This is a genomic window from Streptomyces sp. NBRC 110611, from assembly GCF_001590865.1.
Classification (GTDB): domain Bacteria; phylum Actinomycetota; class Actinomycetes; order Streptomycetales; family Streptomycetaceae; genus Streptomyces.
This window is the reverse complement of the sequence record NZ_BBUY01000011.1, coordinates 1-24,214: the sequence shown is the minus strand read 5'-3', so window position 1 is coordinate 24,214 and position 24,214 is coordinate 1. Positions and strand designations below refer to the sequence as shown.

The 24,214-nt window shown below is 70.3% G+C and carries 18 protein-coding genes and 3 pseudogenes; 9 read left to right on the top strand and 12 right to left on the bottom strand.

All coding sequences use genetic code 11. The annotated features are described in order from the left end of the window. Positions 1-66 precede the first annotated feature (66 nt). Together AZE13_RS22015 and AZE13_RS22010 are read right to left on the bottom strand one after the other, a co-directional pair. Positions 67-1,179 (bottom strand): NAD(P)/FAD-dependent oxidoreductase, encoded by a 1,113-nt coding sequence (locus AZE13_RS22015; RefSeq protein ID WP_066934655.1) that lies wholly within the window; start codon positions 1,177-1,179, stop codon positions 67-69. Further along, positions 1,176-2,144, bottom strand: a complete 969-nt coding sequence (locus AZE13_RS22010; protein ID WP_066934653.1) for a hypothetical protein — start codon at positions 2,142-2,144, stop codon at positions 1,176-1,178. Before AZE13_RS22010 ends, AZE13_RS22015 begins: the two co-directional genes overlap by 4 nt. Positions 2,145-2,779: 635 nt before the next feature. On the opposite strand from AZE13_RS22010, the pseudogene AZE13_RS22005 reads away from it, so the two are divergent. Then, positions 2,780-3,175: pseudogene (locus AZE13_RS22005) on the top strand (transposase); the annotation flags it as partial. Between the two features lie 223 nt (positions 3,176-3,398). After that, on the top strand, positions 3,399-4,307 hold the full coding sequence (locus AZE13_RS22000) for an aminoglycoside phosphotransferase family protein (RefSeq protein ID WP_066934996.1): 909 nt from the start codon (positions 3,399-3,401) through the stop codon (positions 4,305-4,307). A 194-nt stretch (positions 4,308-4,501) separates the two neighbouring features. Here the strand turns inward: AZE13_RS22000 and AZE13_RS21995 are convergent, their stop codons facing one another. Then, positions 4,502-4,894: a VOC family protein gene (locus tag AZE13_RS21995; protein WP_066934650.1), complete on the bottom strand. Its 393-nt coding sequence runs from the start codon at positions 4,892-4,894 to the stop codon at positions 4,502-4,504. Between the two features lie 49 nt (positions 4,895-4,943). Here AZE13_RS21995 and AZE13_RS21990 point away from each other — a divergent pair, with 49 nt between their 5' ends. Then, positions 4,944-6,221: a hypothetical protein gene (locus tag AZE13_RS21990; protein ID WP_258527920.1), complete on the top strand. Its 1,278-nt coding sequence runs from the start codon at positions 4,944-4,946 to the stop codon at positions 6,219-6,221. 26 nt (positions 6,222-6,247) lie between these two features. Here AZE13_RS21990 and AZE13_RS34275 read toward each other — a convergent pair. Together AZE13_RS34275 and AZE13_RS21985 are read right to left on the bottom strand one after the other, a co-directional pair. Further along, a pseudogene (locus AZE13_RS34275) lies at positions 6,248-6,758 on the bottom strand (dihydrofolate reductase family protein); the annotation flags it as partial. 154 nt (positions 6,759-6,912) lie between these two features. Beyond that, positions 6,913-7,950 carry a polysaccharide deacetylase family protein gene (locus AZE13_RS21985; RefSeq protein ID WP_066934647.1) on the bottom strand — a complete coding sequence of 346 codons (1,038 nt, stop codon included), beginning with the start codon at positions 7,948-7,950 and terminating at the stop codon, positions 6,913-6,915. 241 nt (positions 7,951-8,191) lie between these two features. On the opposite strand from AZE13_RS21985, the gene AZE13_RS21980 reads away from it, so the two are divergent. From AZE13_RS21980 to AZE13_RS21965, 4 genes and pseudogenes are all read left to right on the top strand, one after another. After that, positions 8,192-9,730 (top strand): putative glycoside hydrolase, encoded by a 1,539-nt coding sequence (locus tag AZE13_RS21980; protein ID WP_079124258.1) that lies wholly within the window; start codon positions 8,192-8,194, stop codon positions 9,728-9,730. 158 nt (positions 9,731-9,888) lie between these two features. Further along, a complete protein-coding gene (locus AZE13_RS21975) occupies positions 9,889-10,593 on the top strand; it encodes a CBS domain-containing protein (protein ID WP_066934639.1) in 705 nt (234 codons plus the stop codon). 36 nt (positions 10,594-10,629) lie between these two features. Beyond that, positions 10,630-10,992, top strand: a pseudogene (locus AZE13_RS21970) (pyridoxamine 5'-phosphate oxidase family protein); the annotation flags it as partial. 122 nt (positions 10,993-11,114) lie between these two features. Then, entirely contained in the window at positions 11,115-11,975 is an 861-nt protein-coding gene (locus AZE13_RS21965) for a universal stress protein (protein WP_066934631.1), read from the top strand. A 5-nt stretch (positions 11,976-11,980) separates the two neighbouring features. Here the strand turns inward: AZE13_RS21965 and AZE13_RS21960 are convergent, their stop codons facing one another. The 5 genes from AZE13_RS21960 to AZE13_RS21940 all read right to left on the bottom strand — a co-directional run bounded on the left by AZE13_RS21960 (position 11,981) and on the right by AZE13_RS21940 (position 18,097). Continuing rightward, positions 11,981-14,485 (bottom strand): heavy metal translocating P-type ATPase, encoded by a 2,505-nt coding sequence (locus tag AZE13_RS21960; RefSeq protein WP_066934628.1) that lies wholly within the window; start codon positions 14,483-14,485, stop codon positions 11,981-11,983. 116 nt (positions 14,486-14,601) lie between these two features. Beyond that, positions 14,602-15,357: an SDR family oxidoreductase gene (locus tag AZE13_RS21955; RefSeq protein WP_066934624.1), complete on the bottom strand. Its 756-nt coding sequence runs from the start codon at positions 15,355-15,357 to the stop codon at positions 14,602-14,604. 168 nt (positions 15,358-15,525) lie between these two features. Then, positions 15,526-15,984, bottom strand: coding sequence for a pyridoxamine 5'-phosphate oxidase family protein (locus tag AZE13_RS21950; RefSeq protein WP_066934622.1), 459 nt, complete (start codon positions 15,982-15,984; stop codon positions 15,526-15,528). After that, positions 15,981-17,684 (bottom strand): SulP family inorganic anion transporter, encoded by a 1,704-nt coding sequence (locus tag AZE13_RS21945; protein ID WP_107288404.1) that lies wholly within the window; start codon positions 17,682-17,684, stop codon positions 15,981-15,983. The genes AZE13_RS21950 and AZE13_RS21945 overlap by 4 nt, the downstream gene beginning before the upstream one ends. Before the next feature lie 71 nt (positions 17,685-17,755). Next, positions 17,756-18,097 (bottom strand): ArsR/SmtB family transcription factor, encoded by a 342-nt coding sequence (locus AZE13_RS21940; protein ID WP_066934991.1) that lies wholly within the window; start codon positions 18,095-18,097, stop codon positions 17,756-17,758. Between the two features lie 173 nt (positions 18,098-18,270). Between AZE13_RS21940 and AZE13_RS21935 the strand changes: the two genes are divergently transcribed. Beyond that, on the top strand, positions 18,271-18,624 hold the full coding sequence (locus tag AZE13_RS21935; protein ID WP_066934618.1) for a zinc ribbon domain-containing protein YjdM: 354 nt from the start codon (positions 18,271-18,273) through the stop codon (positions 18,622-18,624). Here the strand turns inward: AZE13_RS21935 and AZE13_RS21930 are convergent. Then, a complete protein-coding gene (locus AZE13_RS21930) occupies positions 18,611-19,882 on the bottom strand; it encodes an MFS transporter (RefSeq protein WP_079124255.1) in 1,272 nt (423 codons plus the stop codon). The genes AZE13_RS21935 and AZE13_RS21930 overlap by 14 nt on opposite strands. Before the next feature lie 1,091 nt (positions 19,883-20,973). On the opposite strand from AZE13_RS21930, the gene AZE13_RS21925 reads away from it, so the two are divergent. Beyond that, complete coding sequence (locus tag AZE13_RS21925) at positions 20,974-21,117, top strand: hypothetical protein (RefSeq protein ID WP_181690414.1); 144 nt, start codon at positions 20,974-20,976, stop codon at positions 21,115-21,117. Between the two features lie 143 nt (positions 21,118-21,260). Here AZE13_RS21925 and AZE13_RS21920 read toward each other — a convergent pair whose 3' ends face one another. Next, positions 21,261-23,864: an ATP-binding protein gene (locus AZE13_RS21920; protein WP_066934615.1), complete on the bottom strand. Its 2,604-nt coding sequence runs from the start codon at positions 23,862-23,864 to the stop codon at positions 21,261-21,263. Between the last annotated feature and the right edge of the window lie 350 nt (positions 23,865-24,214).

Here is a 24,214-nt window from a genome sequence, read left to right as displayed (position 1 = left end):
AGAATGGAACAAATGACTGCTCAGGTCCTTCTGCGACCTGGGCATGGAGGTCCTGGGCTGCTTCTCCTACCCGGTCTCGGCCGAACCGCTGAGGCAGCGGGCGGTGGAGAGGTCGGCTGTGTCGATCCAGGACTCCTTGTCGAGCACGAGGTTTCGGATGATCTCTCCGGCGGCAGGCGCCTGGCACAGTCCCTGACCGGAGAATCCAGCCGCGTAGAGGAACGGGCGGGAGCGATCGCGGCCGATGAAAGCCATCCCGTCCGGACTGACATCGAGGTCTCCGCTCCACCCGTGCTCGAGGCCGTTGCCGGCGAGGGTCGGGCAGGTCGTGCCGAGGTGGTGTGACACCCGTTGTAGCCAGGCCTGTCGGGTTTCGTCCGGAGCGGGGCGGCCCATCCCGACGAGGATGCGGTCTCCCCAGCTTCGCATCCGCAGGCTGGACGGGTGCATGGTCATCGGCAGAGCATTGCGCGGGGCACTACCGGGGGTGCCGGTCAGGAGCATTTCGACGGGGTATGTGGTGACAGGAACGGGCACGCCGGCCATGGCGGCGACGGTTCCCGCCCAGGGGCCCGCCGCGCAGATGATGGTGTCGGCGCGGATGCTGCCGGCGGGCGTGTGGACCCGCCCGTCCGGGTCGATGCCGGTGACGGGTGTTTCCGTGCGCAGGATGGCGCCGGCCTGCTGGGCGGCTGTGGCATAGCCGCGTACGATCGCGGCGGGATCGCAGGCGTAGGCCTCGGGCGACCAGGCCGCCGCGAGGATGGTTCGCTCGTCGACCAGCGGGTTGAGCCGCGCCGCTTCAGCGGCGGTCACGAGTTCGACATCCACTCCGGCTGCCTGCTGGGCAGCTTGGGTGTGTTGGAAGTCCTGTACCTGGTTTTCGTCGGTGAAGAGCACGAGCAGGCCGATACGCTGCAAACCGAGGTCGGCCCCGGTCCGTTCGCTGAAGGCGTGGTAAGCCGCCAGGCTCCGGACGGCAAGGCTGCTGATGAGCGCGTTGCCGGGAAAGTAGGTACGCACCACGCCCGCCGTGGTCCCGGACGATCCCGACCCGAGCGCGCCACGCTCCAGCAGGACGGTACCGACGCCTGCCTCGGCGAGCTGGCACGCTATCGAGTTGCCGATGACGCCCCCGCCGATGACGACGGCGTCCGTGCGTTCAGGGAGTCGGCTCATGACTGGTGAATCGTTTCGCCGGTGCGCAGTTGACGCAGGTGATCTCCGGTTTCCCACGGGTACAGGTGCAGATTCCAACCGCCCAAACAGTTGATGTAGAGGGCCAGTTGGCTCGCCACACTCAGGAAATCGTCGCGATCGAGCCGGTCGAGGCAGGTCAGGAAGCGCTCGGTGAAACTCCACAGCTGCTCCAGGCCGCAGTAGCCCAGAAACTCGGCCGGAATGCCGACCAGGAGACGCGCCATGTGACGCAATGAATCCATCGGCATGCCCTGGACCGCGGCCCGGACCAGACCACCGTAGGTGGCATACCCCAACGGGCGGGTCTCACCGTTGACGAACAACAGAGTCGGCAACACCGTCTCGAAGCTCCCTGCCCCGGAAGGGATCAACCCCTCGTGGAGATCAGCGAGTTCCTGCGGTGCGGACAGCCAGGCCCGCTCGGTAGCGGTGTGCACGTCGTGTATGAGACGGTTCGCCTCGGGATCTGCGGCGGTCAAACGCGGAATACGGTGGCCGCCTTCGGCTCCTGCCTTGCGGACCTCTACCAGGATCGGCTTCTTCGTCGAATAGACCGAATCCCAGGTCGCCTTCCCCGCCTCCAGTAGTGCGGGCATATCCTCCTGCCGGATCTGGCCCACCGGGGAGGCCGGCATCGGTTCGGTCAATGTGCCGTACTTGATGCCCAAATGCTGTAGCGCGGAGCAGAATACGGTCCCATCAGGCGCCTCGCGTCGATCTGCGATCCGAGTAGACGCGGATAAGTGCAGCAGCGACGGTATCGGTGCCGCGTGATAGAGATGCTGTCCGGCCACCAGCGCGTGTCCCTGCAGGCTCTGGTAGGGCAACGCGCCCCACAGCGCGTCGGCAAGTTCAGTGTTGCGACCGTCGAGTTCCGCGGTCACGGTGATCCCCAGGTCGGGCCAGGCGATCTCTATACGCCGACCAGAAAACGTTTCAGTCAAGACTTTCCCCTTTGTTCAGTGAGTTATTTCGCTGCTGTTATTCATCTGCCACGAAAGAACCACGGGCGGAGTCAGATTTCTACGTCGCCACGGCCATGGCCGTCTCAACGACCTCGGCATCGCCATGAGAGGGCCGCGAAAACCGGGGCGCCGGCGCCGGGCGAAGGGCCGCTCCGCGAGGGCTCGCAGGCGTGCCAGGGCAGTGGTGGCCAGCACCCGCACGTTCATGCCGTGTTCGGGGTGTTCGGCCTGGCGGAGTGGATCCGGATTGGCTTCGGCAACCCGGCTGGGGGCCGGCGCGGCGAGGGTGTCGAGGTCCTCGTTGACGTAGCGGAAGGCGGACTCGGTGCCCATCCCGCAGTGGCATCCGAGCAATTCAACAGTTACACGGCCATGGACGGGCCCCCGCTGAAACCGTATGCCCCGCGAAAGTAGGCCTCGTTATGGATATATCCACTGACAGTAACTGGATAGCCAACGTGCAGCCGCCAACCGAACCGGTCTAACAAGGATCCCCCCGAGGTCTACTGAGGCCTTCCTAAACGATGCCGTTAGAGAATACATGCCAGGATCAACTGGTCAACCCTTCTCATGGGGTTCGACCCGAGGTACTCATGCAGCACCGTGGATAACTGATGCCGTATCAGGCGTCATCTCATTTGGCGCTCTGTAGCCTGTCGCTTGTGACGGGGATCGTTGAGCGGCTGGTGCCGGACGAATTGTGGGAATTGTTCCAGCGGGTGGTGCCGGAGGCGCCAACCCGGCCGCAGGGTGGCGGGCGGCGTCGGCACGGTAACCGTGAAGTGCTGGCCGCGATCGTGTTTGTCGCGACGTCGGGCTGCACGTGGCAGCAGTTACCCGCTGCGTCGTTCGGCCCGTCCGGGGCAACGGCCCACCGCCGGTTCACCGAGTGGACGAAGGCCCGGGTGTGGGCGAAGCTGCACCGCCTGGCCCTCGACGAGCTCGGTTCCTGTGGGGAGTTGGACTGGTCGCACCGCGCGATTGACTCGGTGAACACGCGGGCCATGGAAAGGGGGATGTGAGCGCTACGCCAACTCCCCGCCTCCGGAACTGGTTACGCAAGAAGCGTCGCATCGCCTGCACCCTCATCTGCTACCGCGACTCTCCAAATGAGATGACGTCCAAGTCGAGGGCCATCAGCTGTACCGACGGAAAGCGTTTGACACCCGATGGTGGCCGGCGATCGGATGACGCCCCATGAGCACAGGGCGCAAGCGCACAGGGCAGATGCAGATGCACCCCGGCCAACATCCCGTCGACGACGACCTCGTACAGCGGCTGATCGCCGGGCAGTTCCCTCAGTGGGCGGGGCTGAAGACGGTGCGTTGTCCGTCCGCCGGCGGCACGGTCAACGCCATGTACCGGCTGGGCGACGCCATGGTCGTACGGCTTCCGCTGGTGAAAGGCGGAGCCGAGGACGTATCGCTGGAGCAGGAGTGGCTGCCCCGCCTCGCACCACACCTGCCCGTGGCCATCCCTGAGGTCCTCGGGACCGGTCGGGCCGCCGAGGGGTATCCGTGGCCGTGGTCGGTGTACCGGTGGCGGGCGGGGGAAAACCCGGAGGTGGGAGCGCTGAGCGAGCCCCTGCTGCTGGCCAGGGACCTGGCCGGGTTCGTGGCGGCGATGCGGAGCATCACTCTGCCAGGGGCTCCGCAGGCACACAGAGGCGGGCAGCTCGCCTCGCTCGACGCATCGACCCGGGCGGCGATCGAGGAACTGCGCGGGATCCCGCAGGAGGGCGTCGACTGCGATGCCGCGACCGCCGTATGGGAGAACGCACTGCGGACCCCGGGCTGGGACGCGCCACCGGTATGGCTGCACGCCGATCTGATGCCGGGCAACCTGCTGGTGGACGGTGGCAGGCTGACCTCGGTCATCGACTTCGGATGCATGGGAAGGGGCGATCCGGCCTGCGATCTGTTCCCGGCGTGGAATCTGCTCCCGGCCGATGCGAGGGAGATCTTCCGCGAGGCGCTCGCCGTGGACGACGCAACCTGGAACCGCGGCCGGGGACGAACGCTCTCGCAGGCACTCATCGCGCTGCCGTACTACCGGAAGACGAATCCGGCGATGGCCCATACCGCCCGGCACGTGATCCGGGCGGTATTGGGAGAGGGCCGTGGCACTACGACCCTCGGTTAAGGGGCCGGTGCCGTTAAGGCGCCGCTACCGTCACAAACCGCGGCTGCAGTACTGATGTTGGGGCGGGCCCGCCGGCGCGCGGCTCACGTCGGGAACCTGCAAGGCCGGCGAAGGCTCCCTCCAGCGCCAGCGGTTAGCCGGGGAAACGGTCAACGGGGCAACGGTCAATGGGGCAACGGTCAATGGGGCGACGGTCAACTGGGCAATGGGGCGATCAAGTCCCAGCGGTTGCCGTACAGGTCCCTGAAGACGGCCACCGTGCCGTACGGCTCGTGCCGGGGTGCCTCGTCGAACCTGACTCCGGCCGCCCGCATGCGCGCGTAGTCGCGCTCGAACGCGTCGGTGTACAAGAACCAGCCGACCCGGCAGCCGGTTTGATCGCCGACACGGGCCTCCTGCTCACCGGTCGCGGCCCTGGCCAGGAGCACGGCCGTCTCCCGCGCTCCCGGCGGAGCCACGACCACCCACCGCTTCCGGTCATCGATCCGGGTGTCCTCCAGAAGCTCGAAGCCGAGGACGTCCTGATAGAAGGCGATGGCTTCGTCATAGTCACGTACGACAATGGTCACCAGTCCGAGATGAGGCATTCAGCGATCTTGCCTGTCGGCGGCACAACGCACCACCCCGACCCGATCGATGGCGCTCCAGGCCGACATGCTTCTCGATAGGCTGCCGGAAGGGTGGGGCAGCGGGACTCGCAGCTGTACCTGCGTACCGGCAGACGGCGTACCGGTTGTACCGGCGTACCGATCAGCAAGCGTGTCGGAGGCGGTGGGGACGGTGGAGAGGCTGAGGCTCAGTGACGTCGAGTACATTCCAACGGACGAGCTGGCGCGGCTGGTCACCGACAGCTTCGACAAACTCGTCACCGTAGCCATCGCGGAAGCCACCAACGGATACATCCCGCAACGTACCCGTCGCCTGCTGCGGAAAGCCGAGTGGCGACTGGACTGGCAGGACGCGTTGCTCTGCGCCTGCGGAGAACTCCAGGTCGCCGTTGAACGGATGCGCTACACCGGCGACCCCCGCCTGGAGGCCACCGAGCACCGGCTTCGCCGCGTTCGCCATCGGCGGCACGAGGCCGGTGTCCTGGTCAAGAAGTTGCGCCGTAACGACTTCAACCGCAGCCCCGAGCGCAAGAACGGCACCAACTCCCACCTCACCGCCCAGGGCTGGCTGAGAGTCGCGTTCCCAGGCGAGTTCGCGGATCTTCTGCAGCAGGAGCGCGTCCGCCGGAAGCTGGACGATGCCCCCGAGGAACCCTCGTTCAGCAACGTGCACGAGCACATCCAGCACGCCTGTACCTGCGGCCAGATCACCGCGCCGCGCACCCCGGAAGTCGAGGACCTCCTCGCCGCCAGCAGTATCGCCGTGAGACACGCGGCGGCCGACGACGCCAAGAACCAGGAAGAACGCAATATGGCGTTGCGCCACCCCCTGCTGCTGGGTCGCTGGGAGAACGCCCTGCGGGAGCTCGGGTTCATGGTCGCCGAACAGGCTCGTGCAGGATCCCCTCACGGGCTGGGAACGCTCCCGGACGACTTCTACGCTCTTCCTCAAGAGCAGGCGATCTCGGTACTCAATGCCCGGCGCTTCCTCGCGGCCCTCCAGCAGCGTCGCTTGGAGTACAAGCGATACGTGCGCCAGATCACCCAGGCGCTGCGCGAACGGGAGCGCGAGAGTCCGTACCTGATCGCCAACGCCGAGGCCAAAGCCACGGCCAGCCAGTTCCTCAGCGAACGACGCGCCGCCGAATACGCCTATATCCGTGCCGAGCTGCGGCCCCACGAAGAGTACGACGGTTCTCTGCCCAGGTCGCTCGCCAACAGCCCGCAGCGCGCCGAGCTCAAGCGTCGAGTTCTGGCGGCCCTGGCGGACGGCACGTGGACGCGGTCGGCACCGACGTCACCATGACACCGCTGCAAGACCTGTTCCAGGAATCGGGCAGTATCTCGGGCCGTATGCGTCAGTGGATGACGTCGAAGATGTTCCCCGAGCAGAAGCGGGAAGACGAGCAGGTGATAGCGGTCGATGAGGCCGGCGTCCGAAAGGGCCTGGTTCAGGGAGGCGCTGCCGTGGACGATGATCGGGCCGCCCTCGGTCTCCTTGAGCGCGGCGACGTCGTCGAGCGAGCGCAGGATCGTCGTCTCGCCCCAGTTCGACACCAGATCGTCCTCGGTGAGGGTGTGTGGAGACGACGTACTTCGGCATCACCTTGTAATCGGCGAAGTCCTCCATGTCGGGCCACACCGGGCTGAACGCCTCGTAGCTGGTCCGGCCCATCAGTATCGCGGTGGCTTCCTTCTGCTCCCGGCCCTTGATGTCGAACGCCTCGGGCAGGAACTCGATGTCCTTGAAGGTCCACCCGGAGTTCCGGTAGCCGGGCTCGCCGCCCGGAGCCTCCACCACACCGTCGAGCGAGATGAAAGCGGTGCTGATCAGAGTACGCATCCGAGGTCTCCTACATGTCTCGTGGCTGGATCTCAGCAGGCGCGGTCGGTGCGCGCTGCGCCGACCGCGCGGATGTAGTACACCAGCTGCCACTGACAACGCAGATCACGGAGGCACTCCCCCCACGACCAGGGCCGGAGGCGCCCTCTCCCGTTCAGTACGGCCGGGCGGCCTGCCGGTGGGCCGGGGCGAGGCGGTCCGTCTCCGTCCCGGGGAAGCTGATCTTCTTCGGGTCGCCGTCCGAAGTATACCGCCGGACCGTTCCGTCACGGAGTTTGTCCAGCCAGGCCGCCGAGGTGAACGGGGCATCCGGGCCGGTGGCCTCCTGGGATCGGATCCGTGGGATGGCCACGGGGTCGAAGGCGGTCGAGAAGGGGGAGGGCGCCGGGTTGGAGCCCACCAGGTAGACGCCCTGGTGCCGGTAGCGGACACCGTCGGCGGCGCCCTCCTGCGCCAACTGCCGGGAGTGGGGCATCGACCCGTGGGGAAGCGCCATCGACACCACCGGTGAACGGGGAACCGCTTGCGTGATGGCCCGTTGGTTGTCGGCGATGGCCTCCTGGACCTCGGCATCGTCCACCGTCCCCAACGCGGTGTGCCGCAGGGTGTGGTTGCCGACCTCGAACCCGTGCTTCACGAGCCAGTCCAACGACGTCCGGCCGCCGGGCTCGCGGAACGGGTCGGCGTTGACGAAGAAGGTCGCCACCGGGCGGAATCCCGGGTGCTTCCGGGCGACGTCCAGCAGGATGCCCACCGCGGTGTCGGAGGCGGGCCTGCCGTCCGGGCCCAGGCGGAACTGGCTGACGGTCGAGTCGTCGAAGGTCAGCACCACGGGGTGGGTACCGGCGGGGATGTCGATCTTCCCGCCGCTGAAATCCCGTGCGGTGACCGGAACGTACCTCTCCCGTGCCAGCCGTTCCAGCTCGGCACGGAAGTCCTGCGGTGTGCGGTCGTACACGCTCCGGGGCTCGGTCACCAGCTGGTGGTACATCAGCACCGGGACCGCGCCGAGCTCGTCGGCCCGCACCGTGGCCGGGTCGGCGACCGCTGCGTGCCCGCCGGCCTCGCGCACCCCTCCCGGCGGCCCGCCCCGGCCTCGGTCCGGCGGGGAGGGGGCCGTCGAGCAGGCGGCGAACAGCAGGACGGCTGACGCGGCCGCGACCATGCCGCCGCTTCGGTGAGGTGGGCGCATGGTGACCTCCGGGCTGGGGCGAGACGGTTCCCGTCGCCTCCAAGCCTCGGGCAACAGTGTGATGCACGCCCCGGCAACGTAGTCCGAATGCATGATTGTTCGGCGAAACATCATGGATGGGCGGTGTGGCGGCTATGTCCATCACGAAGAAACACCCTTCGAGAACGGGAGAGTGGACATGCGCGGACACGGCAGCGGACCCAGCACCCGGAGACGATTCGCCGTCATATCCCTTTGCCTGGTGATCCCGGGCTGCACGGCACTCGGCGCCTTCGCGTTGGAGTCCCTGTCCCGCCAGTTGCGGGTCGAAGGGCTCGGCAGCGAGGGCGTGTTGGGTCGATCCGGTGTGGCGAACTCGCGGCTCGCCATCGCGGCCAAGGAAGGGACCAACCTGGCCGAGCTGGAGGTGCGGCTCGACGGGAAGCCGGTACGCACCCACCTGGCGGGCGGCCGCCTCGTCCTCGACGCTCCCGCCCTCGCCGAGGGCAGGCATGACATGACCGCCGAGTCCCCCAGCGGGCTGCCCTTCCTCCGCGGCATATCCCGGACGTTCACCGTGGACACCACCGCCCCCAAGCTGCGGCTGTCCGACGCCCGCGCCAAGAAGCCCGGTGCACCGGTGACGGTGCGCGGCCGGGTGGAGGACGCCGGGCGGGTGAAGGTCTCGGTGGCCGGTGCGGACGTGTCCGTCGGCGATGACGGCACCTTCTCCCAACGGCTCGAACAGCCCCCCGACCGCATCGATGTGGCGGCCACGGACGCGGGCGGCAACGTCACCCGCGGACACGTGAGCCCTGCCGTGCGCTATCCCCTCACCCGGGCCGCGCACCTCACCTCCATCGGCTGGACCTCGCGCGCGGTCCGCGAGCCGATTCTCCAGCTCGTCAGAGAGAAGAAGATCAACGCCATCCAGCTCGACATCAAGGATGAATCCGGCGAGATCGGCTACGACTCCAAGGTGCCGCTGGCCCGCGAGATCGGCGCCGTGAAGGCCCGTTACGACGCCCGCGCGGTACTCGACGAGCTGCACGGCATGGGGGTCCGCGTGGTCGGGCGCATCGTCGCCTTCCGCGACCCCGTCCTGGCCGAGGCGTCCTACCGTCAGGGCAAGGACCACCGCCTGGTGCAGGCCCCCGACGGCAGCCCGTACGACGGCGGCCACTACGGCCGGCTCTCCTTCACCAACTTCGCCGACCCCGAGGTCCGCCGGTACAACATCGACCTCGCCGTCGAAGCGGCCAAGCTGGGCTTCGACGACATCCTCTACGACTATGTGCGCCGCCCCGACGGGAAGCTCTCCACACTGCGCTTCCCAGGTCTGGGCAACCGGACTCCGGAGGCGTCCATCGCCGAGTTCGTCGGTGACACCCGCCGCCGCATCCGCCCGGAAGGGGCGTACCTCGGGGCCTCGGTCTACGGCATCGCCGCCACCAGGCCCGCCGAGATCGCCCAGGACATCTCCGCGATAGCCCAGCACGCCGACTACATCGCCCCGATGGTCTACCCCTCGCACTGGGCCGCCGGTGAGTACGGGGTCGCCAGCCCGAACGCCAGCCCGTACGCGATCGTCAACCGGTCACTGGCCGACTTCGCCCACCAGGTCAAGGGCACCGGAGCCACGATCGTCCCCTGGCTCCAGGACTTCTCCCTGGGCGTCCACTACGGCCCCGGCGAAGTCGCCGACCAGATCAGAGCGGCCGCCGGGGGCGGTATGAACTCCTTCCTCCTCTGGAACGCCGGCGCCAGATATCAAGGAGCGGCACTGACCACCATGCGGTGACCGGAGCCCGGCCCCGTCCTGCCGATGGCCGGCGGGACGGGGTTCCCGGGCCGCAGGGCCCGTGCGGGGGCCGACCGGCCCCTGTCCCGGCACTCCGGGGCAACGCACGCTGGAGGGGGTGCCGCACCGGCCGTGTGCCGGCGAACCGAGGAGGCGTCATGGCGCACACACCGCACATCGTCGGCGATGTGATGACACGGACCGTGGTCGCGGTCGGCCGGGACGCGCGGTTCAAGGAGATCGTCGAAACCATGGAGCAGTGGCAGGTGAGCGCGCTGCCGGTACTGGCGGGCGAAGGGCGGGTGATCGGCGTGGTGTCCGAAGCCGATCTGCTGCCGAAGGAGGAGTTCCGGGAGTCCGATCCCGATCGGATGGAGCAACTGCGGCGCCTCGACGACACGCGCAAGGCCGGCGCGCTGACGGCCGGGGAGCTGATGAGCACGCCCGCCTTCACCGTTCATGCCGACGCCACCCTGGCCGCGGCGGCGCGGACGATGGCGCACCAGTCGGTGAAGCGCCTTCCGGTGGTGGATGCGGAAGGAATGCTCCAGGGAATCGTCAGCCGGGCCGATCTGCTGAAGGTCTTCCTTCGATCCGACGACGAGCTGGCGGAGGAGATCCGCGCGGACATCGTGGACCACCTGTTCGCGGCCCCCGCGGGGGATCTCCGGGTCACCGTGGTCGACGGGGTGGCCACGGTCAGCGGCCACGTCCGTGATACCTCGCTCGTCCCGGTGGCGGCGCGCCTCATACGGGCCGTGGAGGGAGTCGTGGACGTCCGCTTCGACGTGACGGGTCCGGATTCCGTCCACAGCCGAGCGACGCGCGCGCCGTCGCCGGACGCCCCCGCGGACGTGCCCTGACCTCGGCGCACACAGCACCGGGACGCACACAGCACCGGCGCGGCGGTCAGCTTCTCGCTCGACCACGACCAGTCCGTGGTCCTGCGCACCTCGGCCCTCTCGCGCATGGCACACACCGTCGACGGTGCCGTCGTGGCCTTCCAGGCGGACCAGTTCGACGCGGCCGCGCACAGCGGCTGGAGCGTGCTCGTCACGGGCCGCGCCGCCCTGGTCACCGACCCACGGGAGAAGGCACGGCTGCGTGCGGCCGGTCTTCGCTCCTGGGCAGCGGTCGCGGACGAGGCCTTCATCAGGATCACCCCCGAATTGGTGGACGGGCGCATCCTCCAGGGGCACGGGCCCGCAGAACAGGTCGGTGGGTGCTTTTCCGTATCCGTCCGCGCCGCGGAGACGACATGAGCTGCGGCGAGTCGCCATCTCCTGCTGAACCTGCAGGTCAGCGGAGTCAGTGGCACGCTGTGAAGCGGGGACGAAGGGACCTGAGAGATGTGTCCGTGGCTCCGGCTCCACGGAGGTGTGTCATGACCGGGTCGGTCGTCGTCGGAGTGGACGGCACGGGGAACAGCGTGCCGGCGGTGCACTGGGGCGCCACGGAGGCCGCGGCCCGCGGCCTGCCGCTGCACCTTCTGCATTCGTGGGCCTCGCAGCCGCTGAGCGTCCGCGACGCGCACCGGGACGCCGACCGGAAGCGCTGCGGCGCCGAGGTGCTGGACGCCGCCGCGGCCGCGGCGCGTGCGGCGTATCCGGGGATCTCGGTGACGACGGAGCTGGTCCCGGAGGAGGCTGTGGCGGCGTTGACGAAGCGCAGTGGAACGGCCTCGATGCTGGTGCTCGGATCGCGTGGGCACAGTGCCATCGACGGCTTCCTGCTCGGCTCGGTGAGCCTGCATGTGCTCCGCAGCGCGGAGTGCCCGGTGGTCACGGTGCGCGGGGAGCAGAAGGCCGAGTACGCCGAGCCGGAGATCGTCATCGGCGTACGGGACAGCGGGGCGGCGGTCGAGCCGGTACTCGACTTCGGGTTCACCGCCGCCGGCGTCCACCACACCAGCCTGCGGGCCGTGCGGGTGCGGCAACCGGACGAGCGAAGTCGTCCCGTACCGGGCTCGGCCGGCCGGACGCCGGGGGAAGCCGGGCCGGTGTGCGGCGATGAGCAGGCGCTCACCGACACGCTGCTCCCCTGGCGGGCGAAGTTCCCCGAAGTCGACGTGATCGAACACATGGCGAGCGGCAGAGTGGCGCCCGTGCTGCTGGCGGCCTGTTCGCAGGCCGGTCTGCTGGTCATCGGACGCGGAGTGCGACGCTCCGCCCTCGCGCCCGGCCCTGTCGTACTCGCCGTCCTGCACCACGCCCCTTGCCCGGTGGCCGTCGTCCCGGAGGTCTGAAGGACCTACCCGGCGCGGTCCGGGCGGGACGGCAGTGACGGGGTGTGCCAGCGGCGCAGCCGGGAGGAGTTGGTGACCACGGACAGGGAGGACAGCGCCATCGCGGCGGCCGCGATGATCGGGCTGAGGTGGATGCCCCAGAGGGGGTAGAGGGCTCCCGCGGCGACGGGGATGCCGACGGCGTTGTAGACGAGGGCGAAGAACAGGTTCTGCCGGATGTTGCGCATCGTCGCGCGGGAGAGGCGGATGGCGGTGACGACGCCGGTCAGGGAGCCGGAGATCAGGGTGATGTCGGCGGCTTCGATGGCGACGTCGGTACCGGTGCCGATGGCGAGTCCGACGTCCGCGGCGGCCAGCGCCGGGGCGTCGTTGATGCCGTCGCCGACCATGCCGACCGTGCGGCCTTCGGCCTGCAGGCGGCGGATCTCGTCGGCCTTGTGCTCGGGCAGCACCTCGGCCAGCACCCGTTCCACGCCCACCTGTTGGGCGATCGCGCCGGCGGTGCGGGCGTTGTCGCCCGTGATGATGACGACGTCCAGGCCGAGTTGGCGCAAGGCGGCGATGGCGGAGGCGGAGTCGTCCTTGACGGTGTCCGCCACGGCGATCACTCCGGCCGGTACGCCGTCGACGGCGGCGAGGACGGGCGTCCTGCCCGCTGCCGACCAGGCGGCGGCGACCGGTTCGAGTCCGGCGGGGTCGACGGCGGCGTCGGAGAGGAGCAGGGCGGTGCCGACGAGGACGGTGCGGCCCCCGACGGTGGCGCGTACGCCTTTGCCGGTGACCGAGGTGAACTCGCTCGTCTCCGGCAGGGTGAGGCCGCGTTGGCGGGCTCCGCTGACGATCGCTGCCGCGAGGGGGTGCTCGCTGGCTTCCTCGGCCGCCGCGACCAGGGCCAGCAGTGCGTCGCCGGTATGGCCGCCGGCCGCGTGGACATCGGTGAGGACAGGGGTGCCGGCGGTGACGGTACCGGTCTTGTCGAGCACGACGGTGTCGAGTTTGTGGGCGGTCTCCAGGGCCTCGGCGGAGCGGATGAGGATGCCCGCCTGGGCGCCCTTGCCGGTGCCGACCATGACCGACAGCGGGGTCGCCAGGCCGAGCGCGCACGGGCAGGCGATGATCAGCACCGCGACAGCGGAGACGAGCGCGAGGGTGAGGGCGGGGGCCGGACCGGTCGTGAACCACAGCGCGAAGGTGCCGACCGCGAGGGCGATCACGGCGGGGACGAAGTAGGCGGACACCGCGTCGGCGAGGCGCTGGACGGGTGCCCTGGACGCCTGGGCCTGCTGCACCAGGCGGATGATCTGGGCCAGCATCGTGTCCGCCCCGACCTTGCTCGCGCGGACGCGCAGCGATCCGGTGCCGTTGACGGTGGCCCCGATCACGGTGTCCCCGGCCCGCTTGGTGACCGGCATGGGCTCGCCGGTGACCATGGACTCGTCCACGGGGGAAGACCCCGACAGGACCTCGGCATCGACCGGCACTCGCTCTCCGGGGCGGATCACCAGCTCGTCCCCGACGACCACGTCCTCCACCGGCACCTCCTGCTGGGTGCCGTCACGGATCAGCCGGGCGGTACGGGCCTGCAGCCCCAGCAGCGCCCTGATCGCCTCGCCGGTTCCTGCCTTGGCACGGGCCTCCAGCAGCCGCCCGAGGAGGATCAGGGTGAGGATCACGCCGACCGCCTCGTAGTACACCGCGCGCACCTCGGCGGGGAACAGCGACGGAACGAGGGTGACCAGGAGGCTGTAGCCATACGCGGCGGTTGTGCCCAGGGTGATCAGGGAGTTCATATCGGCGCCGCGGTGGCGCAGGGTGAGCCAGCCCGTGACGTGGATCGGCCGGCCGGTGTAGAACATCACCGGCGTGATCAGGGCGAACTGCAACCAGTGGCCGAGCAGCCAGCCGGGCACCCAGTCGGCCTGGAACAGTTCGTGAGCCATCACGGCGAAGAGCACCGGCAGGGTCAGCACCGCGCCGACGGCGACCCGGCGGGCCAGGTCCCTGATCTCCGCCCGCCGCTCGGCGGCCTCGGCCGCCTCCGCCTCAGCCGCCGTCCCGGCAGCCGGAGCCCCGCCCGCCGGCCGAGCCGTGACCGCCGCCTCACCCGCGCCGGGCGGCGGCGCCTTCGTGCCCGCCGCGGGCTCGACCACGAGCGTTCCGCGGATCATGTTCATCCCGCAGGCGAACCCGAACCATCCGGCCCGCTCCGGGCTGACGCGTACGGTGGTGCGGGTGTAGGCGGGCAGTGCGGCGCTGACGTGCAGGTCGGGGAAGACGACGCGTGAGGTGCACTCGCCGGTCTCCTGCCGGTCGAAGACCAGCTCCGCCGGCACCCCCTGGCGGAGCAGGATCACGTCGGGGTGATAGCCGCCCCGTACGGTGACCTCGGCCCGCTGCACACCGTCCTCGACCGTCGCGGCACGGGCCTTGCGCGGGCCGAAGAAGAACCATCCCAAGGCCGCGATCAGCCCGGCCGCGGCCACCACCACGACCACGTCGGCGACACCCATCACGGACCTCCGTCCCAGGACAGGGGCCGTCCGGCCCCCGACGGCGCGGAGCCCACCGGCCGAGGCCGCCTACGCCTACGGCTACGGCTACGGCTACGGCTACGGCTACGCCAGGTTCAGCGGGTGGTGTAGCCGCCGTTGGCGAACACGGTCTGGCCGTTGAGCCACCAGCCGTCCGTCAGCAGGAACTTCACGAGCGGCGCGATGTCCTCGATCTTCGTCAACTCGCCGTTCATCGCGGAGGACTTGTGGTACGCGATGGAGTCGTCGGTCTCGGCCGGGTAGAAGAACGGCGTGTCCATCGGACCGGGCGCGACGTTGTTGACCGAGATGTTCCGGCCGAACAGTTCCTTGGACAGTGCCCGGGTGAAGTGCTCGACCGGGGACTTGCTGCCGGCGTAGACCGAATACAGGCCGGTGTAGGCGGCGAGCAGCGAGGTCACGATCGTGATGATCTTCCCGCCGTCCTGCAGACGCTTGGCCGCCTCGCGCATCATGAAGTACGCCGCCTTGGTGTTGACGGCGAACATCTTGTCGAACTCCTCCTCGGAGGTCTCGACCATGGGCTTCTTGATGACCATGCCGGCCGTGTTGACCATGCAGTGGACCTCGCCGAACGCCTCCATCGCGGCGTCGAAGAGCCGCTCCACCTCCGCGACCTTCGTCAGGTCACCCTGATGGGTGATCGCGTCCCCACCCAGCTTCTGCACGTCGGCGGCCGTCTGCTCAGCTTTGCCGCGCGAGGAATCGCTGTTGTAGTGCACGACGATCTTCGCCCCGTCCGGGGCGCACTCCTTGGCGATGAGGCTGCCCAGGTTCCTCGACGCGCCACCGATGACGACGACCTTGTCCTGGAGCGTACGACCGGGCATGAGGCTCTCCGTTCTCCTCTGGGCACACGATTTGCCTCCGGGCGCGTGACCGGCTCCGGGCACAGGGCCACAGACCACAGGTTCCGCACGGCAAGTCCACGTTATGGCGACAGAAGGCACCTGGCACGTCGGCGTCACAGCCGCCCGGCAGCCACACGGGCGGAGTGGTTACCGGGGCGCGGGCCCGTGCGTCCCGGGCGTCGTCCCGGTGAGGTCGGTGGCGCGGGCGAAGCGATAGCCGTTGATGGTCTGGGGCTGGATGCGCAGGAGAGTGTCGTGGGGGCCATGGGACCAGCCGGGAAGGGTACGCCGGTAGTGCGCCGCCTCGTCGCCGGCGGCGATGACCTCGGCCGGTCCGGACGCGGTCACCGCCCAGCCGGTGCCGGTCGCCGGATTGATCTGGTCGGCGTGGTACGTGACGGCGATCCGGCCGGAGAGGGCCCCGGCCGGGACCGGCGTACGGAGGATCAGGCGTCCGTACTCCAGGACATGGGAGGCGGGGCGGACGGCGGTCAGCTCCCGCTGCTCGTACATCAGCCGCCCCTGTGAGGCGCCTTCGAGCAGGTACAGGGCCTCCTCGCCGGAGATGTCGACCATGCGGCGGGCGGCGGTGGGCGGGGTGGTCATCGGGAGGACTCCTCGGTGATCACGGAAACGGGTCGGGGCCCGGGGCCCGGGACGGTGCCGGGGCCGGGGACGGTGCCGGTGCCGGTGCCCGGGAGGACTCCGGCGGATCGCAGGTGGGCTCGGGCGCCCTCGACCGCCTCGGTGGTGGTGGCGTACTCCCGGCCCTCCGGCCGCAGCAGCTCCCACGCGCCCACGGAGTCCAGGACCCGCCGCTGGCCGGGCCGTATACCCGAGGTCAGCACGACGATGCCGCGCCGGTTCAGCTTCTCCACAGCGCCCTTGAGGACCAGCGCCCCGGTGGCGTCGATCGTCGACACCCGCGACATCCGCAGGATCACCACCCGTACGTCGGCGACCTCGGACAGCTCCAGCAGGAAGCGGTGCGCATCGGCGAAGAACAGCGGGCCGTCGAGCCGGTAGGCCACGATGTGCTCGGCCAGCAGCGCGTGCTCGGCCACACGGTCCTCGCCCGGCAGGTGCGGTACGACGGAAATCCGCTCCATCCGGGCCTGCTTGGCCACCGCGCGCAGCGCCAGCGCTCCGGTCACCAGCAGGCCGATGACGACCGCGTAGACCAGGTCCAGAGCCAGCGTCGCCACCGCCGTCAGCACCAGGACGACGGCGTCCGAGCGGGTGGCCCGCGCCATCGCCCGCAGCGAGCCGACCTCGACCATGCGGACCGCGGTCGCCAGCAGCACACCCGCCAGCGCGGCCAGCGGGATACGGGAGACCAGCGGCGCGGCGGCGAAGACGATCACGGCGAGCACGGCGGCGTGGACCAGGGCGGCGAGCCGGGAGCCCGCGCCGGTACGCACATTGACGGCGGTACGGGCGATGGCGCCGGTCGCCGGGACACCGCCGAACAGCGGGGCCGCCAGGTTCGCCAGCCCCTGCCCGAACAGCTCCTTGTCCGGATCATGCTGCTGCCCCACCGTCATGCCGTCGGCGACGGACGCCGACAGCAGCGACTCCAGCGCCGCCAGGGCTGCCACCGCCACCGCGGGCGCGAGCAGCGACCCGAGCGCGGCCGGGTCGAGGAAGGACAGGGACGGTGCGGGCAGGCCGGCGGGGAGGTCGCCGATCGGCTCGGCGGCGTCCAGGTGGAAGAGCTGCGCGGCGAGGGTCGCGGCGAGCACCGCGACGAGGGAGAAGGGGATGGCCGGCCGCCACCGGGCGCCGATCAGCATCACGGCGGCCACGGCGAGCGCGAGGCCGACAGCGGTCCAGTTCGGCTGCCGTACGAACGCCTCGACCGCCCGCCACGCCACGACCAGGATCTGGTCGCCCTCCGGCTTGGCCACACCCAGCGCGTTCGGCACCTCCTGCAGCCCGATCACGCACGCGATGCCGAGGGTGAAGCCCTCCACCACCGGCGCGGGGACGTACTGCATGAAGCGGCCCGCCCGTGCGACGGCGAGCGCGATCAGCAGCGCACCGGCTATCAGTCCGACGGAGAGCACACCACCCGGCCCGTACTCCGCCACGATGGGGACGAGGACCACGGTCATCGCGCCGGTCGGCCCGGACACCTGGAGGTTCGAGCCGCCGAAGAGCGCGGCCAGCGCACCGGCCACGACCGCGGTCGCCAGTCCCGCCTCCGCGCCGAGGCCGGAGGAGACCCCGAAGCCCAGCGCCAGTGGCAGGGCCACGATCGCCACGGTCAGCCCGGCCAGCAGGTCCCGGCGCGGATTACGGCCCATCGCCGCCAGGTCGGCGCGGGCGGGCAGGAGGGAACGGGCCGAGGACCACACCCGGCCGGGCAGGGAGCTGCTCACCTGGCGGCGACCTCGGTTTCCCGCAGCTCGGCCAGCAGCTCGTTCCGCCCGGTCAGCATCTCGGTGAGGATCCGCCGCGCGGCCATCATCAGGTCCGCGACATCCCCGCCGGCCAGTTCGTAGACGACCGTGGAGCCCTCACGGGTGGAGGTGACGATGCCCGAGCGGCGCAGCACCGCCAGCTGCTGGGACAGCGCCGCCGGCTCGACCTCGATCTCCGCGAGCAGCTCCCGTACCGGCATCGGCCCGTCCTGCAGCAGCTCCAGCACCCGGATACGGACCGGATGCCCCAGCATCCGGAAGAACTCGGCCTTGGCCTGATACAGCGGGACCAGCACGGACATCCTCGATCGATCACTCGACGCACAGCACCGGCGGGGCGGCGCACTTCTGGGTGCCGTGCCCGCGGCTACGTACGGACACGGCCGGTACAGCATGTAGGCAATTGCAAATTTTCGCAATTCTCGACTTCCATACATCCGCATACCTGCGACTGAAATAGACTGGTGGGATGACCGAGAACCTTCCGCCGTGCCCCGAGTGCTCCAGCGCGTACACCTACGAGATGGGCGCGCTCCTGATCTGTCCGGAATGCGGGCACGAGTGGACGCCTGCGTCCGCCGAACCCGCGGGTGACACCGGCGACAAGGTGATCAGGGACTCGGTCGGCAACGTCCTGGCCGACGGCGACTCGGTAACCGTGATCAAGAGCTTGAAGGTCAAAGGCAGCCCCACCGGGATCAAGGCCGGCACCAAGGTGCGCAATATCCGCCTCGTCGACGGGGTGGACGGCCACGACATCGACTGCAAGATCGACGGATTCGGCTCCATGCAGCTCAAGTCCAGCGTGGTCAAGAAGTCCTGACCGGAACGTCGTCGGCCGCTCCGCCGGGCGAGAGGGCCACGGCGGCCGTGGCGCACAACGCGGCGGCGGCGAACGCAACGGCCGGGGACGCCAGGTCGACCAGTGTGCCGGCGAGCGCCGACCCACCGGCGTTGCCGGCGCCGAAGGAAGTGATCATCCAGGCGTGCGCTTCGGTGAGCGTTCCCGCCGGCGCCAGCCGGGCGACGAGGGCGAACGCGGAGGCCAGCACGGCGGGCAGCGCGAACCCGCTGGCCAGGGAGAGCGGCGCCATCCCGGGAACGGCCGGGGTGAGGACCAAGGGCAGATAGCCGACCGCCAGCATCCCCAGCAGGAGGAGCAGTCGGCGGTCCTCGCGCCGCGCCACCGGGACGGCGGCGTAGAGGACGCCGCCGAGCAGGGCACCGACCGCATTCAGCGCGACCAGCCAGCTCGCCGCGCCCAGGCTGCCTTCCGCGTCCGCGTAGCCGGTCATGGCCACGGTGAACGCGCCGATCGTCGCACCGACGCACACGAGCGCGGCAAACAGCCGCACCAGCCGCCCGCTGCGCAGCGGGCCCGCCCACTGGCGGCCCCCGGACCCGGACCGGGCGGCCCGCCACCGCCGGGCCGGGGAGGCCGTGGCGAACACGGCGGTGCCCGCCAGGCCGATCACCGCGGCGGTCAGCAGCCCGCCCGGAGGGCCGAGCAGCGTGGTCGCGCCGAACACCAGCAACGGGCCGCACACGAAGACGAGTTCCTGAGTGGCGGCGTCCAGCGCGAACGCGGCACGCACCGCCCGTTCGCCGTGCAGGACGTGCTCCCACAGCACCCGCAGGCACGGTTCGAGCTGCGGCGTGGCGGCCCCCGCCACGACCGCGGCGAGGGCGGCGAGGACCGGGGAGCGGACCGGGTCCAGCAGCATGAGGGCCACCAGCGCGGTGCCGGAGGCCATGGCGCCGGACAGCAGGACGGGAGGCTGCCGCGTACGGTCGATGAGCCGCCCCATGGCCGGCCCGCCGACCGCGGCTCCGGCGGCATAGAGCGCCGTCAGCACCCCGACCAGCCGGTAGTCGCCGCCGTGATGACGCACGGCGAGGACGAGCGCGAGCGGGACCATGCCGGTCGGCAGCCGGCCGATCAGCGACGCCGACAGCAGGCGCGGGACGTGGCGCGTCCGCAGCACCGTCCAGGCGGACGCGTCGCCCCGGGCGGTGTCCGAGCCCCCGTCCGGCGTCGTCGATTCCGGGACGGCGTCCGGCGCGGCGTCCGGCGCCGTCATGAAGCGGGCGGGAGAACGTGCGGGTGCAGGGAGCGACCGAATCCGGGCCCGGGCTCGGGCTCGGGCCCGGGCCCGGATGGCGGATGCGGGGGTGGCGGAACCGGCTCGGGCCCGGGCTCGGGGTACGGACCTGGGACCGGCTCGGGAGGAACGGGAGGAGGTTCGGGGGTCGGCGGCACCGGCTCGGGGTGCGGCGGGCGAGACGGCCCCGGCGGTGGCACAGTCATGAGAGCCCCTCACTCGACACGGACGTCGCTGAACCGTGATCCGGTGCCTGCCCTCGCCCCTGTCGCCGCGGGGACGGCTGCGCCAGGTCCGCCGGATCTCCCTGCGCTGAAGATGCCCCGTGGACGTCATCCAATGCGGCTCGGAAGGAAGCCATGCACGGTGCGCAGAATCTCCCGATCGGCGGATCCTGGCTCGTCGCCGGGCTTCGCCCGCTGGCCGTGAGCCGTCGCCCGCACAATGTCGCATCGGCCTCGTCCCTGGCCATCACATGCCATGCCAGTCCCGTGGTGGCGGTCGTTGCAGGCCCGGCGCGCATCTCGTACATGAAGCTCACCTCTGCTCCCGCTCGCGTGGCCGTGACCGGAGCGGACAGGACATGGGTTCGCCGGCACCGGAAGCCCTCGCCGGTACCGGAAGCGAGCCCGGCCTCGATATCACGGCCGCCGGGCCCTATCCGCCCCTTCAGGTGACCATCAGACCGCCAGCCGGACCAGCCGGACTGCTCCAATGGAATGAACCGCGGGACTGCATGACCGCAGTACAGGCAGCCGGGCAATGCCCCTGACGGCTCCCGAGAAACCGACTCGGTGCACTGATTTGCTTGTGCGGCGCTCTCGTTTGCTTGTGCGGCGCTCTCGGCGCTACCGATCTGCACGAGGAAAACCTGGTTGCCTGCGGCGAGCTCTCCTGCGTGGGCTTCTCCCCCGTCAAGGAACCGACAAGGACGGGCGACACCACGTCAGAAAGGTGTCATCGGGTCAGGAGCCGGCGCACGCCCTGCCTGGAGTCGGCGCCTCGTCCTCCGGGACGTCCACGGACGGTGGCTCGAGCTGGACCGCCGGGTCCTGGAGGCCGATCCGCTGGTGTGGCACCTCCTCGATGCCGGTGTCCGCCGCTCACTCGACCGGGGCACGCTGCGCCACGGTGCGTACGTGCTCCAGGAGTTGGCGGACCGGATCGACGGGCACGAGGCACGCGCCGTTCTCAAGGCATCCGGGTTGCTGTGAGAAGCAAGGCATCCGGGTTGCCGTGAGAAGTGGGCGGCGCCCCGGGGTGTGGGGCGTCCCGCGGCGCGCCCCTCGGCCGGGGCAGCGCCGGAGACGTGCCCGAGGCGGGCCTGGTGTCCTACGCCCCCCATCATGTACGCGTCCTACCCGGGGGAAACCACCGCCGGGACCGGTGCGGCCGGCAGGGAGACGACCATTGTCAGGCCGCCTCCGGGGGTGTCCTCGGGGGTGAGGGTGCCGCCCATCGCCTCCGTAAGACCGCGGGAGAGGGCGAGGCCGAGCCCGAGTCCGGTGGTGTTGTCGGTGTCGCCGAGGCGCTGGAACGGCTCGAACGCCCGCTCCCGGTCGGCGAGTTGCATGCCGGGCCCGCGATCGGTGATCCGCAGCTCCACCTGCCCGGCCAGCGTGCTGGCGCTGAGGGTGACCGGGCGCCCGGCCGGCGAGTGCCGTACCGCGTTGGCCACCAGATTGGCGATGACCCGTTCCAGCAGCGGCGGGTCCGCGAGCACGTCGGGGGCGGTCTCCAGCCCCTGGGTCAGTACGTCCACGAGCGCACGGGGAGGTGAGCCGGGCAGGGTGTCCAGCGCCGTGGGGAGCACCTCGGTGAGGGCGATGGGTTCCAGGCGCAGCGTCAGCGCGCCTGCCTGCAATCTGCTCAGGTCGAGGAGGTTGTCGACCAGGCGGCTGAGCTTGGCCAGGGATTCCTCGGCGGTGGCGAGGAGTTCCTCACGGTCCTCGGGCGAGAAGTCGACATCGCGGCTGCGCAGCGAGCTGATCGCGGCCCAGCTGCCGGCGAGGGGCGTGCGCAGGTCGTGTCCGACGGCCGCGAGCAGTGCGGTACGCATGCGGTTGGCCGCCTTGACCGACTCGACCTCGGCCGCGGCCTCCACGAGCCGACCGCGCTCGACGGCGGCGGTCAGGTGCGCGGCGAAGGCGGTGAGGACGCGGTGCTCGGAGGCGGGCAGCCGCCGGCCGCTGAGCACCAGCACGTTGTCGTCTCCTATCGGGACCCTGGTCTCGTGGTCGGGCACCGGGTCGCTCGCGGGCCCTGGAGCGCTCGCGGGGCCTGAAACGCTCGCGGGCCCTGAAGCCCTCACCGGGCCTGGGGCGCCGACAAGTTCGATACGGTCCATGCCGAAGGTTTCGCGCGTGCGTTCCAGGAGAACGGACACGGACCGGTCCCCCCGCAGGATGCCGCCCGCCAGCGAGGTCAGGGTTTCCGCCTCCGCGGTCGCCCGCGCGGCCCGCCGGCTCAGGCGCAGCGAGCGGTCGACGATGGCCGCGACGGTTACCGCGACGGTGGTGAAGGCGGCCTGGGCGACGACGATATTGGCCTCGGCGAAGGTGAAGTGGCCGACGGGCGGGATGAAGTAGTAGTTCAGCAGCAGCGACGTCGTCACCGAGGCGAGCAGCGCGGAGACCACGCCGCCGAGGCAGGCCACCCCCAGCACGGTCAGCAGGAAGAGCAGGGCCTCGCTGGTGAGGTTGAGGGCGAGCGGACCCGAGATGCCGCGCAGCAGCAGCGTCAGCAGCGCGGGGAGGACGAGACCGGCCGCCGGGCCGGCCACCCGGCGCGAGTGCGGCAGCCCCCTGCCGAGGGCGGTCCGTCTTCTTCCCTTCCCCTGGCCGGCGTGCTCGTGGGTGACCATGTGGACATCGATGTCACCGGAGAGCCCGACGACCGTCTCCCCCACCCCGCGGGGTGTCAGCACCCGCCGCAGCCGGCCGCGGCGGCTGGCGCCGACGACCAGTTGGGTGGCGTTCCGGGCCCGGGCGAAGTCCAGCAGCGCGGCGGGCACATCGTCACCGACCACCGAGTGGTAGCTGCCCCCGAGGCTCTCCAGGAGCTGCCGCTGCCCGGCCAGCGCGGCGAGCGACGAACCGGCGGCCAGTCCGTCGCTGCGGGTGATGTGGACGGCCAGCAGGTCACCGCCGGAGGCCCCGGACACGATCCGGGCGGCGCGGCGGATCAGGGTCGCGCCCTCCGGGCCGCCCGTGAGCGCCACCACCACGCGTTCGCGGGTCTCCCACACCCGGCCGATGCGGTGCTCGTCCCGGTATTTGCGCAGCGCCTCGTCCACCCTGCCCGCCACCCACAGCAGCGCCAGCTCCCGCAGCGCGGTGAGGTTGCCGAGCCGGAAGTAGTGCGACAGCGCCGCGTCGACCTTCTCGGGCGGGTAGATGTTGCCGTGTGCCATACGGCGTCGCAGCCCCTCGGCCGGCAGGTCGACCAGCTCGATCTGGTCGGCGCGCCGGACGAATTCGTCGGGCACGGTCTCGTGCTGAGGCACACCGGTGATCTTCTCGACCACATCGCTGAGGGACTCCAGGTGCTGGATGTTGAGCGTGGTCACGACATCGATCCCGGCACCGAGCAGCTCCTCGACGTCCTGCCAGCGCTTGGTGTGGCGGCCTCCCGGCGCGTTGGTGTACGCGAGTTCGTCGATGAGCACGACCCGTGGGCGCAGCTCCAGCACCCGGTCGAGGTCGAGTTCGGTGCAGTCCGTGCCCCCGTGCCCGCGCACCGCCCGTGGCAGTGTGTCGAGTCCTTCGAGCATCGCCTCGGTGGACGCACGGCCGTGGCACTCCGCCAGGGCCACCAGCACGTTCGTGCCGCGCGCGGCCCGGCGCCGCCCCTCGTCCAGCATCCGGTAGGTCTTGCCCACCCCGGGGGCGGCCCCGAGAAAGACTTTGAGCCTGCCGGGACACGAGCCCGGCCGGTCGGCCGTATCGCCGCACCGCCCCATCGCGTACTCCTCCACGTACCCCTCTTCCGGAAGACGGCACACCGGACGGCGTGCGACGTGTCAGAAGCATCGTCACTTCACGTCGGCAAATACCGCGCGGGAGTTCGAAGACGTTGACGTAACTCTGACCCTCCGCCGGCATCGGGTCCCGATTCCCCGTGCGCTGTGCGACGGCCAAGCCCTCAGCGCCTTACACCGCCGCAATTCCCGCAAACTTCCCCTGGACGCAAGGGAGTTAGCAGGATGACCGAGTCGCGAGGGGCCTTCACACCGCACGCGGACGCATTATCTTCGTGACTGCATGGCTCACCCTCGGTCACTGACCGGGACGACACGGAGAGCAGGGTCAA

Coding starts and splice junctions, on each gene's coding strand:
- AZE13_RS22015 (WP_066934655.1), bottom strand. CDS start 1,179: ATGAGCCGACTCCCTGAACGCACGGACGCCGTCGTCATCGGCGGGGGC.
- AZE13_RS22000 (WP_066934996.1), top strand. CDS start 3,399: ATGCACCCCGGCCAACATCCCGTCGACGACGACCTCGTACAGCGGCTG.
- AZE13_RS21995 (WP_066934650.1), bottom strand. CDS start 4,894: ATGCCTCATCTCGGACTGGTGACCATTGTCGTACGTGACTATGACGAA.
- AZE13_RS21990 (WP_258527920.1), top strand. CDS start 4,944: ATGGCGCTCCAGGCCGACATGCTTCTCGATAGGCTGCCGGAAGGGTGG.
- AZE13_RS21985 (WP_066934647.1), bottom strand. CDS start 7,950: ATGCGCCCACCTCACCGAAGCGGCGGCATGGTCGCGGCCGCGTCAGCC.
- AZE13_RS21975 (WP_066934639.1), top strand. CDS start 9,889: ATGGCGCACACACCGCACATCGTCGGCGATGTGATGACACGGACCGTG.
- AZE13_RS21965 (WP_066934631.1), top strand. CDS start 11,115: ATGACCGGGTCGGTCGTCGTCGGAGTGGACGGCACGGGGAACAGCGTG.
- AZE13_RS21960 (WP_066934628.1), bottom strand. CDS start 14,485: ATGGGTGTCGCCGACGTGGTCGTGGTGGTGGCCGCGGCCGGGCTGATC.
- AZE13_RS21955 (WP_066934624.1), bottom strand. CDS start 15,357: ATGCCCGGTCGTACGCTCCAGGACAAGGTCGTCGTCATCGGTGGCGCG.
- AZE13_RS21950 (WP_066934622.1), bottom strand. CDS start 15,984: ATGACCACCCCGCCCACCGCCGCCCGCCGCATGGTCGACATCTCCGGC.
- AZE13_RS21945 (WP_107288404.1), bottom strand. CDS start 17,684: ATGGGCCGTAATCCGCGCCGGGACCTGCTGGCCGGGCTGACCGTGGCG.
- AZE13_RS21935 (WP_066934618.1), top strand. CDS start 18,271: ATGACCGAGAACCTTCCGCCGTGCCCCGAGTGCTCCAGCGCGTACACC.
- AZE13_RS21930 (WP_079124255.1), bottom strand. CDS start 19,882: ATGACGGCGCCGGACGCCGCGCCGGACGCCGTCCCGGAATCGACGACG.
- AZE13_RS21920 (WP_066934615.1), bottom strand. CDS start 23,864: ATGGGGCGGTGCGGCGATACGGCCGACCGGCCGGGCTCGTGTCCCGGC.